This window comes from Streptomyces sp. NPDC111744 (genome assembly GCF_055634995.1).
This window is the reverse complement of record NZ_JBVKCG010000002.1, coordinates 597174-613033: the sequence shown is the minus strand read 5'-3', so window position 1 is coordinate 613033 and position 15860 is coordinate 597174. Positions and strand designations below refer to the sequence as shown.

13 protein-coding genes are annotated in these 15860 nt (G+C 71.7%); 6 read left to right on the top strand and 7 right to left on the bottom strand.

Annotated elements, in window-relative coordinates; genetic code table 11:
* Window positions 1-120 precede the first annotated feature (120 nt).
* Both ACZ7OO_RS06915 and ACZ7OO_RS06910 read left to right on the top strand, forming a co-directional pair.
* A complete protein-coding gene (locus ACZ7OO_RS06915) occupies window positions 121-2211 on the top strand; it encodes a SpoIIE family protein phosphatase (protein WP_471502204.1) in 2091 nt (696 codons plus the stop codon).
* A 31-nt stretch (window positions 2212-2242) separates the two neighbouring features.
* Window positions 2243-3106 (top strand): Fpg/Nei family DNA glycosylase, encoded by an 864-nt coding sequence (locus ACZ7OO_RS06910; protein WP_471502202.1) that lies wholly within the window; start codon window positions 2243-2245, stop codon window positions 3104-3106.
* A 7-nt stretch (window positions 3107-3113) separates the two neighbouring features.
* Here the strand turns inward: ACZ7OO_RS06910 and ACZ7OO_RS06905 are convergent, their stop codons facing one another.
* The 3 genes from ACZ7OO_RS06905 to ACZ7OO_RS06895 all read right to left on the bottom strand — a co-directional run bounded on the left by ACZ7OO_RS06905 (window position 3114) and on the right by ACZ7OO_RS06895 (window position 5129).
* A complete protein-coding gene (locus tag ACZ7OO_RS06905; protein ID WP_471502200.1) occupies window positions 3114-3770 on the bottom strand; it encodes a zf-HC2 domain-containing protein in 657 nt (218 codons plus the stop codon).
* 148 nt (window positions 3771-3918) lie between these two features.
* Window positions 3919-4434 carry a hypothetical protein gene (locus ACZ7OO_RS06900; RefSeq protein ID WP_471502198.1) on the bottom strand — a complete coding sequence of 172 codons (516 nt, stop codon included), beginning with the start codon at window positions 4432-4434 and terminating at the stop codon, window positions 3919-3921.
* A 146-nt stretch (window positions 4435-4580) separates the two neighbouring features.
* Window positions 4581-5129: a sigma-70 family RNA polymerase sigma factor gene (locus ACZ7OO_RS06895; protein WP_471502196.1), complete on the bottom strand. Its 549-nt coding sequence runs from the start codon at window positions 5127-5129 to the stop codon at window positions 4581-4583.
* Between the two features lie 221 nt (window positions 5130-5350).
* On the opposite strand from ACZ7OO_RS06895, the gene ACZ7OO_RS06890 reads away from it, so the two are divergent.
* Window positions 5351-6505 carry a CapA family protein gene (locus ACZ7OO_RS06890; protein ID WP_471502194.1) on the top strand — a complete coding sequence of 385 codons (1155 nt, stop codon included), beginning with the start codon at window positions 5351-5353 and terminating at the stop codon, window positions 6503-6505.
* Window positions 6506-6511: 6 nt separating this feature from the next.
* On the opposite strand, the gene ACZ7OO_RS06885 is transcribed toward ACZ7OO_RS06890, so the two are convergent.
* Window positions 6512-6985: a MarR family winged helix-turn-helix transcriptional regulator gene (locus ACZ7OO_RS06885; protein ID WP_471502192.1), complete on the bottom strand. Its 474-nt coding sequence runs from the start codon at window positions 6983-6985 to the stop codon at window positions 6512-6514.
* A 98-nt stretch (window positions 6986-7083) separates the two neighbouring features.
* Here ACZ7OO_RS06885 and ACZ7OO_RS06880 point away from each other — a divergent pair, with 98 nt between their 5' ends.
* On the top strand, window positions 7084-7920 hold the full coding sequence (locus ACZ7OO_RS06880; protein ID WP_471502190.1) for an alpha/beta fold hydrolase: 837 nt from the start codon (window positions 7084-7086) through the stop codon (window positions 7918-7920).
* On the opposite strand, the gene ACZ7OO_RS06875 is transcribed toward ACZ7OO_RS06880, so the two are convergent.
* Together ACZ7OO_RS06875 and ACZ7OO_RS06870 are read right to left on the bottom strand one after the other, a co-directional pair.
* Window positions 7900-9312, bottom strand: a complete 1413-nt coding sequence (locus ACZ7OO_RS06875; protein ID WP_471502188.1) for an amino acid permease — start codon at window positions 9310-9312, stop codon at window positions 7900-7902. The two genes, ACZ7OO_RS06880 and ACZ7OO_RS06875, sit on opposite strands and share 21 nt — an antisense overlap.
* 60 nt (window positions 9313-9372) lie before the next feature.
* Window positions 9373-10323 carry a LysR family transcriptional regulator gene (locus tag ACZ7OO_RS06870; protein ID WP_471502186.1) on the bottom strand — a complete coding sequence of 317 codons (951 nt, stop codon included), beginning with the start codon at window positions 10321-10323 and terminating at the stop codon, window positions 9373-9375.
* A 102-nt stretch (window positions 10324-10425) separates the two neighbouring features.
* On the opposite strand from ACZ7OO_RS06870, the gene ACZ7OO_RS06865 reads away from it, so the two are divergent.
* Window positions 10426-11682 (top strand): MFS transporter, encoded by a 1257-nt coding sequence (locus ACZ7OO_RS06865; protein WP_471502184.1) that lies wholly within the window; start codon window positions 10426-10428, stop codon window positions 11680-11682.
* Here the strand turns inward: ACZ7OO_RS06865 and ACZ7OO_RS06860 are convergent.
* A complete protein-coding gene (locus ACZ7OO_RS06860; protein WP_471502182.1) occupies window positions 11618-12073 on the bottom strand; it encodes a universal stress protein in 456 nt (151 codons plus the stop codon). The two genes, ACZ7OO_RS06865 and ACZ7OO_RS06860, sit on opposite strands and share 65 nt — an antisense overlap.
* A gap of 383 nt (window positions 12074-12456) precedes the next feature.
* Between ACZ7OO_RS06860 and lysX the strand changes: the two genes are divergently transcribed.
* A complete protein-coding gene (gene lysX, locus ACZ7OO_RS06855) occupies window positions 12457-15729 on the top strand; it encodes a bifunctional lysylphosphatidylglycerol synthetase/lysine--tRNA ligase LysX (RefSeq protein WP_471502180.1) in 3273 nt (1090 codons plus the stop codon).
* Window positions 15730-15860 lie beyond the last annotated feature (131 nt).

Sequence of the window (15860 nt, the reverse complement as noted above, 5' to 3'; positions counted from 1 at the left end):
GGTATGGGAAAGGGCCTGTCACCCTGTGTACCGCGTCCCTCCGGTCGAGTAACCCGAGCGAGTGAAATGGGCAATATAGGAGGAATTGCCCGGGAGGGGTTCCCCTGGCAAGGTGGCCCCATGGCTGATCGGGGAGCGAGTGCTCCGTCACTCCCGGACGACTGGCCCGCCCACCCGGACCACCCGATCCTGGCGCTCAACCGCATGGGCACCTTCGACTGGGACCTGGATGCCGGCCTGTTCCACATGGACGCCGAAGCGTACGAGGTGTTCGACCTGCTCCCCGAGGAGTACGACGGGCGTCCCGAGAGCCTTGCCGTCCGGGTGCCTCCGCCGGAGGCCAGCCGGCTGGACGCGGTGATGGCCCAGGCCATCAAGGACGGCAGCGAGAACTACGGGGCGTACTTCCGCATCCGCCGCCGCGACGGCACACCACGCTGGACCCACACCCAGGGCTACATCCGGCGGGACGAGACGGGCCGACCGCGCCGGGTCGTCGGTGTGGTCCGGGACGCCACCCAGGAGCTGGAGGACAGCGAGGCGCGCAGCCTGCGGGCCGCCCAGGACCAGGCACTTCGCCACCAGTCCGGCGTCGTCCAGGTGGTCACCATGGCTCTCGCGCACGCCCGCAGCGTCCAGGACGTCATCGACGCCCTCAAGGACACCCAGGGCATCCCCAACCTGGGCGCGACCAGCCTGGTGATGGGACTGGTCGAGGCCGGCCGGATCCGGCTGGTCGCCGAGGGGCCGGCCGGCAGCTTCGTGCCCGGCACCGGGATCACCCGGATAGACGAGCCCTATCCGATGGGCGAGGTGGTGCGCACCCTCAGCCCGCGCTTCATCGAGTCACCGGAGGAGTTCGCCGAGGGCTACCCGATACTGTGGCCGCACATCACCGGCCTGCACATCACCTCGGCCGCCTACCTCCCCCTCATCGCCCAGGCCCGGCCGATCGGCGCCATGGGCCTGCTCTACAACGACCGCCTCGGCTTCTCCACCGAGGAACGCGCCGTCCTCGTCGCCCTCGGCGGCAGCATCGCGCAGAGCCTGCAGCGGGCCATGCTCTACGAGCAGGAGAAGGACCTGGCCCAGGGCCTCCAGCAGGCGATGCTGCCGCGCACCATCCCCAGCGTGCGCGGCGCCGACGTCGCCGTCCGCTACCGCTCCGCGAGCGCCGGCGGCGCCCTGGGCCGGGACATCGGCGGCGACTGGTACGACCTGATCCCGCTGCCCGGCGGCCGGGTCGGAGCGGTCATCGGGGATGTTCAGGGACATGACACGCACGCGGCGGCCGTCATGGGCCAGCTGCGTATCGTGCTGCGCGCCTACGCCGCAGAGGGCCACGCCCCGGCCACCGTGATGGCCCGTGCCTCCGTCTTCCTGGACGAACTCGACACCGACCGCTTCGCCACCTGCCTGTACGCCGAGGCCGACCTGTCCACCGGCGTCGTCCAGGTGGTCCGGGCCGGGCACATCGACCCGCTGATCCGCGGTGCCGACGGAAGCTGCCGCCGGTTCGCCGTCGAGGGCGGCCTGCCGCTCGGCCTGTCCGCCGAGTTCAAGAGCCTCGAATACCCGGTGACCACCCTGGAGCTCGGCCCCGGCGAGACGCTGCTGCTGTGCACCGACGGACTCGTGGAGCAGCCCGGCACCGACCTCGGGGACGGTATGCGGGCCCTGACCGAACAGGTCACGGAGGGGCCGGAGGACGTGCGGCGCCTGGCCGACAGGCTGATCGAGCTCGCCGAGGCGCGAGGCGGCGACGACGACGTGGCCCTGCTCCTGCTGCGCCGACGAGGCCCGGACAGCACGCAGGCCGTCGGCCGCCTCCAGCAGCATGTGGCCTCCGGCGACCCCGAGGCGCTCAGCCTGGCCCGGCACATGATCCGCGCCGCCGTCCGGGCCTGGGGCGCCGAGGACCGCGCCGACGAGATCGAGCTGGTCGCCGACGAACTGATCACCAACGCGCTGATGCATACCGAGGGCTCCGCGATCGTCACCCTCAGGGTCCTCGGCGGCGGCGACCGCCGGCTCCGCGTCGAGGTCGAGGACTCCTCCAGCGCCCTGCCGCGGCGGCGCGAGGCGGGGCAGGACGGGGTGTCCGGGCGGGGCCTGCTGCTCGTCGACGAGATCGCCGACGGGTGGGGCGTGGAGGCACGCGGCGGCGGCAAGGCGGTGTGGTGCGAGTTCCGCATGCCGGAGCCCGCCTGACCCCGGAGGCCACGGGTGGCACCCTGGACGCATGCCCGAACTGCCCGAGGTCGAAGCGCTCAAGGAGTTCCTGACCGACAACCTGGTCGGCCACGACGTCGTGCGCGTCCTGCCGGTCGCCATCAGCGTCCTGAAGACGTACGACCCTCCCGTCGGCGCCTTCGAGGGCAGCGAGGTCGTCGCCGTGCACCGGCACGGCAAGTTCCTGGACCTCGAGGGTGACGGCGGCCTGCGCTTCATCACCCACCTGGCCCGCGCGGGCTGGCTCCAGTGGAAGGACCGGCTGCCGGACGGCCCGCCCCGGCCCGGGAAGGGTCCCCTCGCCCTGCGGGTGGCCCTGGAGACCGGCGCGGGCTTCGACCTCACCGAGGCCGGCACCCAGAAGAAGCTCGCCGTGTACATCGTCCGGGACCCGCGGGAGGTACCCGGCATCGCGCGGCTCGGCCCGGACCCGCTCGCCGCCGACTTCGACGAGGCCCGCCTCGCCGGCCTGCTCAAGGACGAGCGACGGCAGCTCAAGGGCGCCCTGCGCGACCAGAGCCTGATCGCCGGGGTGGGCAACGCCTACAGCGACGAGATCCTGCACGCGGCGAAGATGTCCCCGTTCAAGCTGGCCGCGTCCCTGACTCCCGAGGAGGTCCACGGGCTGTACGAGGCGCTGCGCACCACCCTCACCGAGGCGGTGGAGCGCTCCCACGGCCTGGCGGCGGGCCGGCTCAAGACGGAGAAGAAGAGCGGGCTGCGTGTCCACGGCCGGACCGGCGAGCCCTGCCCGGTCTGCGGCGACACCATCCGCGAGGTCTCCTTCAGCGACTCCTCGCTGCAGTACTGCCCGACCTGCCAGACGGGCGGCAAGCCGCTCGCGGACCGTCGGATGTCCCGGCTGCTCAAGTAGCCGGCGGTCACTTGGGGTCCAGGGTCACCAGGCGCTGCCCGTCGGCGTCGCGCACCTCGTAGCGCTCGATCTGGTCGGGGTGCATCGAGGAGCCGCCCGCCATGGTGGACACCCGGTCGTCGTGGTCCCGCTCGGCCCAGGTGGTCACGATCTGCTCGGAGCCGTCCCGGCCGACGGCGACCAGCCGGCAGGAGCGCGGCCCGTCGGCGTCCTTCACCTGCAGCTCGATGGTGCTGCCCGAGTCCGTGTCCGCCGACTTCACCTGCGCCCACACACCCGACTGCGCGTCGGTGGCCGCGGTGACCTGCACGGCCGGCGGGGCGTCATGACCGGCGTACGTCACGATGCCGGGGCCGACGACCGCGAACACCACCGAGGCGGCTAGGCCGTACAGCAGCCTGCGGCGCTTGGCCCGGTGCCGGCTCGCGACCTCGGCGAGCAGCCGGTCCAGCAGCCGTGGACCCGGCTGGGCCATGGGGTGCACAAAGCGCGGTGTGGCCCTGCGGTACAGCATCAACTGCCGTGCGGTGGGGCCGAATTCGGTCACGTGTGCCGCGCAGCGCGGGCACTCCATGAGGTGGTCCTCGAAGCGGAAGGCATCCGCCTCGTCCAGCACGCCGAGCGCGTACGCGCCGACGTCGCGATGCCTTTCCAGGGACCTCATGCCGAATCCTCGTGCCGATGGGTGCGGGTGGGGTTACTCATTGCTCCTTGCTCCCACCCGTACGCAGTCGGCCGCTGTTTCACTCAAGGCGCGTACAGAATCGTAATCAACGGATTCGGAGCGGCCGGGCCCGCGGATTGGTGCCGATTCAAAAAAGATGGATGGCGAGATGCCCGAGGGGCAGACCGAGCCGCCAGGCGGGGGTCCACACCTTCGGTCCGTCATCCTCGCCGAACACCGAACCGCCGCCCGGCACCGCGTCCAGGTCGGGTGCGAGCAGCTCGGTCTCCTCCAGCCAGCGCCAGGCCGCCGTGGCCAGATCCAGGTCCGGTGACGGCCCGACAGACGCGACCGCCTCGGCGGCCAGCCCGGCCATACGTTCCCTTACCCACTCCTGCCACGGCTGGTCGTATGCCGTCAGCGAAAGCCAGTTCTCCAACTGGGACACGACCCGGATGCCCGACAGTTCGCCGTCCGTGTCGGAGAGGAAGATCGTCAGCGCCAGCGCGTCCCGGCCGGCCCGGAACTCGAAGGACGTCGGCGGCATGAGATCGCCGGTGCGCAGCAGTTCGTCGGCGATGTACTCGGCGTACAACCAGGCCATCGGGACCGCCAGTTCCCCGCTTCCGGCCCCGTCCGTGCTCTCTTGACCTCTGTGCAGCATCCCGTCCTGCCTTCCTCCGGTGCGCGCGCGTGGCCCCGACCCCGGGTCCGTCCCTCTCCCGGTGCGGAACACGGATGAAGACAGCTGATTGCTCAAACATGGTCCTCAGCAAGGCGCTTTACCGAGGTTTGACCTGGCTTACGGTTTCATCGCAGGTCGGGTGCATAACCGGGCAGAACCCGGCGCAGGGCGCGCAGCGCGTAGTACGCCCGCGACTTCACGGTACCGGGTGGAATCCGGAGGGTCTCGGCGGCTTCCGCAACACTCGCCCCTTGGAAATACACCAGCACCAGAACTTCACGGTGCTCCGGGGTGAGAGTCTTCACAGCCTCCCGCACGTCGAGCGCCGCGGCGGCGCGTTCGGCGTGGTCGCCGATGGCCCGGGTGTTCTCCAGGACGGCGTCGTGCACCTCGGGCGGCCGCGCCTGCCGGGCCCGGCGCGCGTCGATGGCGAGCCGCCGGCCGACCGTCAGCAGCCAGGGCAGTACGGAGTCGAAGTGGTCGGCGCGCAGGGCCTCGGGATGCTGCCAGGCGCGTACGAGGGTCTCCTGCACGAGGTCCTCGGCCCGTTGCCGGTCGCCGTCGCTGAGCCGCAGCAGCAGCGCGAAGAGCGGGCGGCCGTGCTCGCGCTGGAGTGCGGCGAGCTCGTGCTCGGCGGTCGTCGTCCCGTCGGGAAGAGTGGTTCCGGCCGTCATGGCCGTATGGCATCGCAGGGCCGGCCCCGGGGACAGGGGACGCACAGGGATCTGCGGCGGACGGTCGATCGCGTCGGCGAACGGTGCGACGAACGGTCCGTCACCCCCCTTACCCGACCCGGATGGGTCAATCGGGGCGCCTGAGTTGTTTGCGGCCCGGCCCGGCTTCGTACCCATTGATCTGTATATCGGACAAGGCTTGCGACTCTGGGGTGCTCCTGATGATCAATCGCAGACGCCAGGCGGCACTGGCCCTGACCGCCCTGCTCGCCACCGCAGCCGCCTGCCAGAACCACGTACGGCAGGAGAACGCCGCCCCGCCCGGCCAGCCGGCACCCGCCGTGCCCGCTCCCGGCGGTGGCTTCACCCTCGTCGCCTCCGGCGACGTCATGCCGCAGAGGTCCGCGATCGACCACGCGAACCTCGACGCGGGCGGCAACGGCCACGACTTCCGCCCGATGCTCGCCGGCGTCGAACCCGTCGTCTCCCACGCCGATCTGGCCCTCTGCCACCTGGCGACCGTGGCCGACGGGCAGTCCGGCTCTCCCGGTGTCACGTCCCCGCCACAGCTCGCCGAGGGCCTGGCCGCCATCGGTTACGACGGCTGTTCCACCGCCTCCGACCGCGCCCTCGACGGCGGCGCCGACGGCGTCAAGCGCACCCTCGACACCCTGGACCGGGCGGGCCTGCGGCACGCCGGCACCGCCCGCACCCAGGCCGAGGCGGCCACCGTCACTCTGCTCAACGCGGGCCGCACCAGAGTCGCCCACCTCTCCTACACCTTCGACGTCAACGGCAACACCCTGCCGCCCGGGCAACCCTGGGCGGTCAACCTCCTCGACGAGAACCGCATCCTCGCCGACGCCCGCGCCGCCCGGCAGGCGGGAGCCGCCGTGGTCGTCGTCTCCGTGCACTGGGGCACCGACGGGCAGGACGCCCCCGACCAGCAGCAGCTCACCCTCGCCAAGCGGCTCACCGCCGCACGGACCGGCGGCCGCCCCGACATCGACCTGATCCTCGGCACCCACGCCCACATCCCGCAGGCGTACGAGAAGGTCAACGGCACCTGGGTGGTCTACAGCCTCGGCGACCAGCTCGCCGGCGAGCTGTACAACCGCCAGGGCCACCAGGACCCGCGCGGCAACCAGTCCACCCTCGCCCGCTTCACCTTCACCCCGCCCACGCGCCCCGGCGGCCGCTGGGAGGTGGCCAAGGCCGAGTTCATCCCCCAGCTGTACGACCTCGACGCCGGCCGGGTCGTCGACCTCAACGCGGCCATCGACCAGGGCGCCGACTTCACCGCCGTACGCGACAGCATCCGGGACGTCGTGCTCAGCCGTGGGGCCGCCAAGGACGGGCTGGTGATGGGGGAGTAGCGGCGGTCACTCCACGTCGACGTGGTCGAGCGTCCGCAGCAGTTGCTTCAGCACTCGCACGCACGCCGTGATCTCGGCGTCGGTCAGATCGCCGCCGACCTGCCGGTTCAGGGCGTGCTCGCGGGCGAGGACAGCGGTGATCGTGGCGCGGCCCTCGGCCGTGAGCCGGATCAGGGAGGAGCGCTGGTGCGCCGGGTTGGGGATGACCTCGGCCCAGCCGTGCGCCACCGCGTCGTTCACCGTGCGCTGCACGAACTGCCGACTCAGCGCCATGATCCGGCCCATCTGGGGCACCGTCATGGGCTCGAACCGGCGCAGCAGATCCAGGACGGAGCGCACGCCGACGGAGGCCCCCTCCATCTGCTCGCCCTGCTCGAGCTTGCGGAAGGCACGCCGGTAGAGCGGGCCGATGAGGTCGTACACCTCGGTGATGCGCTCGGCCAGCTCGTCGGGGGCGAGGGGCTTGTCGATGTCGTTCACCCGGCCATCATGCACCGGGCCGTGGTGACACCTCGGATGTCAAAGTCGTCATGACAACCCAGTTGTCAAAGTCTCGGGAAAGTGACACCTTGGTTGTCATGAATGGTGCTGCGGACGTCCGCTTCTTCCCGTCCTCCGACGGCGACCTCGCCTACCTCGACACCGGCTCCGGCGACCCGGTGGTCCTGCTCCACTCCGGATACGTCGACCACCGCTTCTGGGCCGGCCAGATCCCGGCCCTCGCCGCCGAGTACCGGGTGATCGCCCCGGACGTGCGCGGTCACGGGTCCTCCGCCAACGCGAGCAAGCCGTTCCGCTGGGCCGACGACCTCGCCGAACTGCTGCGCCAACTCGACGCCGGGCCCGCGGTCCTGGTCGGTGTGTCGATGGGCGGGGTGATCGCCACCGACACCGTGCTGGAACACCCGGAACTGGTCCGTGCCGTGGTCACCTGTGGCGCCGTCACCGGCGACTTCCGGTACACGGACCCCTGGCACCAGGCACTCCAGGCCGAGTACGCCCGCGCCCTGGGCGCCGGTGACATCGAGGGCTGGCTCGACGCCTTCGTACGGGTCGCGACGGGCGAACACCGTGAACCCGACGCCCTCGACCCACAGATCCCGCGCCGGCTCCGGGAGATGGCCCGCCACACCCTCTCCAAGCACGCGCCGGGCGAGACGGACCGGCATGTGCGGGTGACCGACTCCTGGCCCCGGGTGCCGAAGATCGACGTCCCGGTCCTCACGATCAACGGCGGCCTGGAACCCGCCGATCTGCTCGCCGCCGCCGAACGCCTCGCCCGCGAGGTCCCCGACGGCCGCGCCGAGATCGTCGAAGGCACCGACCACTATCCGAACCTGGAACGGCCGGACGTCTTCAACGACCTCCTGCTCGGGTTCCTGCGCTCGCTCCGACTAACGCCCGGCCAGCCGTGACCTCTTGTACGAGTAGCCGAAGTAGATCACGCACCCGATCACGAACCAGACCGCGAACCGCACCCAGGTCTGCCACGCCAGGAACGTGATCAGCCAGATCGAGAAGACGACACCCAGCGCCGGCACGAACGGCATCCATGGCGTACGGAAGGTGCGCGGCAGCTCCGGCTGCCGGTAGCGGAGCACGATCACCGCCGTGCACACCACCACGAACGCCAGCAGGATGCCGATGTTGGTGAGTTCGGCCGCCTCGCCGATCGGCACGAACCCGGCGAGGAGCGCCGAGGCCACACCGACGATCCAGGTCACCCGCGTCGGCACGTGCCGCGTCGGGTGCGTCCTCGCGAACCAGCCGGGCAGCAGCCCGTCCCGGGACATGGAGAACCACACACGGGTCACACCCAGCATGAACGTGAACATCACCGTGAGGATGCCGATGATCGCGCCCACCGCGATCACATCCGCGAGCCCGTTCAGCCCCACCGACTTGAACGCCGTCGAGAAGCCGCTCTCCGGGTCGATGTCCTTGTAGTTCTGCATGCCGGTCAGGACCAGACAGGCCGCCACGTACAGCACCATGGAGATCGCCAGCGAGTAGATGATCGCTTTCGGCATGTGCCGCTGCGCGTCCTTCGACTCCTCGGCCGCCGTCGACATCGCGTCGTACCCGAAGACCGCGAAGAACACCGTGGCCGCACCCGTGAACGCCCCGCTGACGCCGAAGGGGAAGAAGGGGTGGTAGTTCGCCGAGTTGATGTGGAACACACCGACACCGATCACCAGCAGCACCACCAGCACCTTGAGCACCACCACGACCGTCTCGAACCGGGCCGCGCTGCGGATGCCGAGGTTGAGCAGATAGGCGATCAGCAGGCAGAGCACGGCGGCGAACAGGTCGACCCGGTGGCCGGCGCCGGTGCCGGGCGCGCCCAGCATCCACCGCGGCAGTTCCGCGCCCATCTCCGCGACCAGGAAGCCGAAGTACCCGGAGATGCCGATCGCGACCACCGCCACGATCGCCGTGTACTCCAAAAGCAGGTCCCAGCCGATGAACCAGCCCGCGAACTCGCCGAGCACCGCGTAGCCGTAGGTGTACGCCGACCCAGCCTTCGGGATCAGCCCGGCGAACTCGGCGTACGACAGCGCGGCGCAGGCGCTCGCCAGACCGGCGATGAGAAAGGAGATCAGGACGGCGGGACCGGCCGTGCCGTTGGCGACCGTACCGGCGAGGGTGAAGATGCCCGCGCCGATGATGCCGCCCACACCGATCGCGGTCAGCTGCCACAGCCCGAGCGATCTGTCGAGCCGGGCACCCTCGCCGGCCTCGGTCTCCTCGATGTGCTCGATGGGTTTGCGGCGGAGAATTCCTTCACCCACACGGAGCTTCGCCATGTGCCTCACCTCTTCGCCGATCGCGAACGGCTGACGGCGGATCATGATGGCTCAGGGGCCTCACGGACGGAAGACGCCACGCACGCTCTCGGCCCAGCCGGGCACCCAGGTCCGGGGCGCGGGGCGGGGCGGCCGGGTGCCGGCGAGATGGCCGCGCAGGGCGATCAGCGCCGGGTGCGGGTTGGCGGTGGTCCACACCAGCGAGTGCGGGTAGACGGGGGTCGGGTCGAGCAGCGGGATACGGCGCAGATCGTGACCTTCCGGCCACACCAGCCGGGTCTGCTCACTGACGAGGGTCGCCAGCGTGTCGGAGCCGGCGACCGCCTCCTGCACCGCCCCGGTGAAGTTGGGGCCCGAGGAGTCGATGGTGAGGTCGAACTCGGCGGCGAGTGAGGCGTAGTACGCGGCCCACTCGGTGCCGTCCACGATGCCCGGCATCCAGATCCGGTGCCCGGCCAGCTCCCCGGGCGAGACCGAGCGACGGCCGGCCAGGGCGTGCCCCGGGCCGGTGAGCAGCTGGACCGGCTCGTCGAGCACCCGGGCCGCCTCGACGCCCCTGGGCAGCGGCCGGCCGGGCATGGCGACGGCACGGAAGGACGCGTCGATCGCACCGGAGCGCAGGGCGGTGAGCGCCGAGTCCACGTCGAAGAGCGTGACGACATCCAGCGCGATCTCCGGGTGCGCCTCGTGGAAGCCGCGCAGCAGCGTCGCCGGGGCGAGCCGCGACCCGATCACATCGACCCGCAGAGGCCGCCGCCCGGATCGTACGGAGGCGGTCGCGCGCTCCTCGGCCAGCAGCAGCTCGCGGGCGTGCGGAAGGAAGGTCCGGCCGTCGACGGTCAGGTCGGCACCCCGGGCGGTACGGGTGAACAGCCGCACCCCCAGCTCCTTCTCCAGCGCGGCGATCCGCTTGGAGACGGCCTGCTGGGTGACCGCCAGCACGGCGGCGGCCTCCTGGAACTGCCCCGAGTCGGCGACGGCGACGAAGGTGCGTACGGCTCTGAGGTCCACGTCCCCACCGTACAACCGCAGGTTGTGACGGATGCCCCGTGAGTTGTTTGATTCGGCGGCCACCTGCGCGTTTTCATGTCCCGGGTCAACGGGAGGTTGTGCATGGGGCGGCGGTTCGGGTGGCTGTGGGCCGCGTACTCGGTGAGTGCCCTGGGCACCTGTCTGGCCTTCGACGCGTTCTCGGTGATCGCGGTCATCGCGCTGCACGCCGACTCCGCCCAAGTGGCGCTGCTCGCCGCGACCGGGCCCGCCGTGGGCGCGGTGGTGGCCGTGCCACTCGGTCCGTGGGTGGAGTTCCGGCGCAAGCGGCCGGTGATGATGGCGATGGACCTGGTCCGGTTCGCCGCTCTGCTCACCGTCCCCGCCGCCTACGCGCTCGGCGGGCTCGGCCTCGGCCAGCTGCTGCTGGTGTCGGTGCTCGTCGCGGCGGCCGACATCACCTTCAACGCGGCCTCCGGCGCCTTTCTGAAGAGCCTCGTGCCCGCCGACCGGCTGCTCACCGCGAACGCTCGCTTCGAGTCCTCGAACTGGACCGCGCTGGTCCTCGGACCGCCGCTCGGCGGCGCGGCGATCGGCGTGTTCGGCCCGGTCACCACCGTCGTGGCGAACGCCGTCAGCTTTCTGCTGTCGGCGCTCGGCATCCGGGCCGTCGGCGGCGGTGAGACCCGGCCGGAGCACACCCGCACGGAGCGCCTGCGCGCAGCCGACCTGCTCGACGGCTGGCGGCACATCCTCGGCAGCCCGGAGCTGCGGCCGCTGTTCTTCAACAACCTCGCGGCCAACGCCCTGATCATGGTCGCCGCACCGCCGCTGGCCGTCCTCATGCTCGGCCCGCTGGGCTTCGCCCCCTGGCAGTACGGCCTCGCCTTCGCCGTGCCCTGCCTGGGCGGCCTCCTCGGCTCCCGGACGGCCCGCCCGCTGGCCACCCGGTACGGGCAGCGGCGGGTACTGCGCAGCGCGGCCACCCTGCGCACCGTCTGGCCCCTCGGGCTGGCCTTCGTCCGGCCAGGGCTCCCCGGACTGCTGCTGGTGATGGTCCTGGAGTTCGGGGTGATCACCTGCTCGGCCGTCTACAGCCCGGTGTACGCCACCCGTCGCCTGGAGTGCACCCCGAACGACCGGGTCGCCCGCACCCTGTCCGCCTGGTCGATCACCGGCAAGGCCACCACGGCCGCGCTCACCGCACTATGGGGCCTGCTGGCGAGCCTCACCGGCCCGCGCACCGCCATCGCCGTGGCCGGTGTCCTGCTCCTGGCGACCCCGGTGCTCCTGCTCGGGGAGCCCCGGAAGACGGCTACGGTACGACCGTCACCGGCCACCGTCCCGCCTTCACCAGACGGATCGCCACCGAGCCGATGAACCGGTGGCCGGCCTGCTCGGAGGCGCCCACCACCACCGCGTCCGCCTTCAGTTCGTCGGCCGCCTTCACCAGGCCGGTATAGGGGTCACCGCGGAAGGTGTGGAACTCCCAGCGCACCTCGAATATCCCCTTGAGCCGCTCGGTCGCCTCCCTGACCTGGGCGACCAGTTCCTCCGCGATCTCGTCGGTCGTCTCCGCCACCGGCGCCCCGAGCGCCGCCCCGGCCGCCAGGACCGGCTGCACGTACACGACGGCGAGCAGCGCGTGCTGCCGCCGGGCCAGCCCACCGGCGTAGGAAGCCGCGCGCCACGAGGAGTCAGAGCCGTCGACACCGACCACGATGACCTTGGGCCCGTCCGTGCCCCGCTCGAACTGGTGTTGTTCCGCCACGGTCCGAGGCTATCGGAAACCGCAGGCCCCCCAGGTGCCCGGGGCTGATCGACGGACGCGTCGCCTCCGGTTGGCCGCGGGCTGGTCGATGGGCGTGTGGGGTGTTGTCGGCGTGGGGCCAGTGGATGGGCGAGCGAAGTCTTGTTCGCCTCGGGCAGGTCGATGGGCGAGCGAGGATTTGTCGGCCGCGGGCCGGTGGAGGGGCGGGTCGGCTCTTGTTGGCCGTGGGCTGGCCGACGGACGGGCCGGGTCCGCTCGGCTTCGGGGTGATCGATGGACGAGTCGGGTCCGGCCGGCTTGAAGGCGATCGGCGGGCGTGGGGGTGTTGTCGGTCTCGGGGTGCTCGACGGGCGAGGCGGGCGGGTGCTTCCTACAGTCGGAACATGAGTGCCGCCGTGGAGCCCGCGCCGGGGAAGGAGACCGCGGGCCCGCCGCGCCCGCCCGGGGGCGGGCGGCTGACCTGGGTGCCGGAGGCCTTCGGGACCTTCTTCGGCGCCCTCGCCCTGCTGTGCGCCCTGCTCTCCTTCATCGCCCCGCTCCGCGCGCTGCTCCGTCCGGTCGTGCACTTCCTCAACGCCGTCGTGGTGCCCGTCAGCCCGAATCTGGCCTACGCCGTCTTCCTGTTCCTGCTCGGCGGCGCCACCGCCGCCCGCAAGAAGGTCGCCTGGTGGCTGGTGGTGATCTACCTCGGGCTGCCGGTGCTGGCGGACGTCCTGACGGTCGTCTTCGCCTTCGACTGGTACTCCTTCAGCTCACTGCTGGTGTGCGGACTCGCCCTGACCCTGCTGATCGTGGGGAGACGGGAGTTCTACGCCGCCTCCCGCCGGGCCGCCGTACGCCGTGCCCTCGCCGTACTCCTCGTCGGTCTCCTCGTGGCGATCATGGCCGGCTGGGGCCTGGTCTCGCTCTTCCCCGGCTCGCTCCCGCACGGCCAGCACCTGGCCTGGGCGGCCGACCGGGTCTGCGGCGGCCTGGTCCCCGGCGGCAGCTACGGCGGCCGCCCGCCCCGATTCGTCGCCTTCCTCCTCGGCCTCTTCGGCGCCCTCGCCCTGCTCAACGCCGCCGCCACCCTGTTCCGTTCACAGCGCCTGGAAGCGGCCCTGCACGGCGACGAGGAGGCCCGCATCCGAGCCCTCCTCAAGGCCTACGGCGACCGGGACTCCCTCGGCTACTTCGCCACCCGGCGCGACAAGGCCGTGGTCTTCTCACCCAGCGGCAAGGCCGCCGTCACCTACCGCGTCGAGGCCGGTGTCTGCCTGGCCAGCGGCGACCCCGTCGGCGACCCGGAGGCCTGGCCGCACGCCGTCGCCGCCTGGCTGGACGTGGCCCGCCGGCACGCCTGGGTGCCCGCGGTGATGGGCGCCTCCGAGGACGGCGCCAAGGCCTACGTCCGCGCCGGACTCGGCGCCCTGCAACTCGGCGACGAGGCGATCCTGCCCGTCGCCGGCTTCGACCTCGGCGGCCGCGAGATGCGGGTCACCCGGCAGGCCGTCAACCGGGTCCGGCGCACCGGCGCCACCACCCGTGTGCGCCGCCACGCCACCCTCACCGAGGCGGAGATGGAGGAGGTCGTCGACAAGGCCGACGCCTGGCGGGACACCGAGACCGAGCGCGGCTTCTCCATGGCCCTGGACCGGCTCGGCGACCCCGCCGACGGCGACTGCCTGCTGGTGGAGGCGCTCGCCGAGGACGGCCGGCTGCTCGCCCTGCTCTCCTTCGTGCCCTGGGGCGGCGACGGCGTCTCCCTCGACCTGATGCGCCGTGACCGCGCCGCCCCCAACGGGGTGATGGAGTTCATGGTCGCCGACCTGTGCGCGGCCGCCCCCAAACTGGGCGTCCGTCGCGTCTCGTTGAACTTCGCCGTCTTCCGCTCGGTCTTCGAGGAGGGCGCCCGCATCGGCGCCGGACCGGTGCTGCGCCTGTGGCGCGGGCTGCTGCTGTTCCTCTCCCGCTGGTGGCAACTGGAAGCGCTGTACCGCTCCAACGCCAAGTACCACCCGGAGTGGTACCCGCGGTTCATCTGCTACGGCGAGACCGCCTCCCTGGCCCGTATCGGCCTCGCCTCCGGAATCGCCGAAGGCTTCGTCTCCGTACCGTCCTTGCGCAAACTCTGGGGAAAGGGGCACCCGAAGACCGGACCGCGGCTCGTCGAGGCGCCGCAGTCTTCGCTGGTGCCCGGTCTCGACGGAGGGGACGAGGCCGGGCCCGGCGCACCGGAGACGGGCCTGCCGGACCAGTTGCGCGTCCGGCGCCGGAAGCTGGACCGGCTGCGCGCGAAGGGCGTCGACCCCTACCCGGTGGCGACCGTACGGCCCACCCGTGCCCTCGCCGACGTCCGCGACGGCGAGACGGTCACCGTCGCCGGGCGGATCATGCTGGTCCGGGACTTCGGGGGCATACTCTTCGTGACACTCCGCGACTGGTCGGGCGACCGCCAACTCGCCCTCACCCGGACCCGGTCGGGCCCCGCTCTGGCCCGCTTCACCGCCGACACCGACATCGGCGACCAGATCACCGCCACCGGCCGGGCCGGGCACAGCGACAAGGGCGAGCCCACGGTCTTCGTCACCGACTGGCAGCTCACCGCCAAGTGCCTGCGCCCCCTGCCCGACAAACACCGGGGCCTCGCCGACCCCGAGGCCAAGCTCCGCCGCCGCTACCTCGACCTCGCCACCAGCCCCGCCGCCCGCGCCGTCGTGCGCGCCCGCTCCACCGCCGTACAGGCGCTGCGCCAGGGCCTCCTCGACCGCGGCTACCTGGAGGTCGAGACCCCGATGCTCCAGCAGATCCACGGCGGCGCCAACGCCCGCCCCTTCACCACCCACATCAACGCCTACGACCTCGACCTCCATCTGCGTATCGCCCCCGAGCTGTATCTGAAGCGGCTGTGCGTCGGCGGCCTGGAGAAGGTCTTCGAACTCGGCCGCACCTTCCGCAACGAGGGAGTCTCCTACAAGCACAACCCCGAGTTCACGATGCTGGAGGCCTACCAGGCGTACGCCGACTACGACGTGATGCTCGACCTCGCCCGCGAACTGGTCCAGGGCGCCGCGACCGCCGCCTTCGGCTCCCCGGTGGCCCGCAAGGACGGGCGGGAGTACGACATCTCGGGCAGCTGGCCGGTCAAGACCGTGTACGGGGCCGTCTCCGAGGCGCTGGGGGAGGAGATCGGCCCCGGCACCGAGCTGCTGCGGCTGCACCGGCACTGTGACCGGACCGGTGTGCCGTACACCCCCGACGACGGGCCCGCGGACGTCGTCCTCGAGATGTACGAGCGACTGGTGGAGGAGCGGACCCAGCTGCCCACCTTCTACAAGGACTTCCCGACCGAAGTCTCCCCGCTCACCCGGCAGCACCGCACCGACCCGCGGCTCGCCGAACGCTGGGACCTGGTCGCCTTCGGCACCGAACTCGGCACCGCCTACTCCGAACTGACCGACCCCGTCGAACAGCGGCGCCGGCTGACCGCCCAGTCGCTGCTCGCCGCCGGCGGGGACCCCGAGGCGATGGAGCTCGACGAGGACTTCCTCGACGCCCTCGAATACGCGATGCCGCCCACCGGCGGGCTCGGCATCGGCGTCGACCGGCTGGTCATGTTCCTCACCGGTCTGACGATCCGCGAGACGCTGCCGTTCCCGCTGGTCCGCCGCCGCTGAGGCCTCCCCGGTTCCGGGACTCGCCATCGTTTCCGGGTACTTGACCCATTCTTTCCGAAACCTCCGTTCGCTGGTCCGTGCGGGTGTTTTCGCGCCGCCGCACCGGTGTCTTAGTGGTGCGCCCAAGCCCG

Excerpts from the sequence above, each read along its gene's own strand:
- ACZ7OO_RS06910 (WP_471502202.1), top strand. The coding sequence starts at position 2,243 with ATGCCCGAACTGCCCGAGGTCGAAGCGCTCAAGGAGTTCCTGACCGAC.
- ACZ7OO_RS06905 (WP_471502200.1), bottom strand. The coding sequence starts at position 3,770 with ATGAGGTCCCTGGAAAGGCATCGCGACGTCGGCGCGTACGCGCTCGGC.
- lysX (WP_471502180.1), top strand. The coding sequence starts at position 12,457 with ATGAGTGCCGCCGTGGAGCCCGCGCCGGGGAAGGAGACCGCGGGCCCG.
- ACZ7OO_RS06900 (WP_471502198.1), bottom strand. The coding sequence starts at position 4,434 with ATGCTGCACAGAGGTCAAGAGAGCACGGACGGGGCCGGAAGCGGGGAA.
- ACZ7OO_RS06895 (WP_471502196.1), bottom strand. The coding sequence starts at position 5,129 with ATGACGGCCGGAACCACTCTTCCCGACGGGACGACGACCGCCGAGCAC.
- ACZ7OO_RS06865 (WP_471502184.1), top strand. The coding sequence starts at position 10,426 with ATGGGGCGGCGGTTCGGGTGGCTGTGGGCCGCGTACTCGGTGAGTGCC.
- ACZ7OO_RS06890 (WP_471502194.1), top strand. The coding sequence starts at position 5,351 with ATGATCAATCGCAGACGCCAGGCGGCACTGGCCCTGACCGCCCTGCTC.
- ACZ7OO_RS06915 (WP_471502204.1), top strand. The coding sequence starts at position 121 with ATGGCTGATCGGGGAGCGAGTGCTCCGTCACTCCCGGACGACTGGCCC.
- ACZ7OO_RS06875 (WP_471502188.1), bottom strand. The coding sequence starts at position 9,312 with ATGGCGAAGCTCCGTGTGGGTGAAGGAATTCTCCGCCGCAAACCCATC.
- ACZ7OO_RS06880 (WP_471502190.1), top strand. The coding sequence starts at position 7,084 with ATGAATGGTGCTGCGGACGTCCGCTTCTTCCCGTCCTCCGACGGCGAC.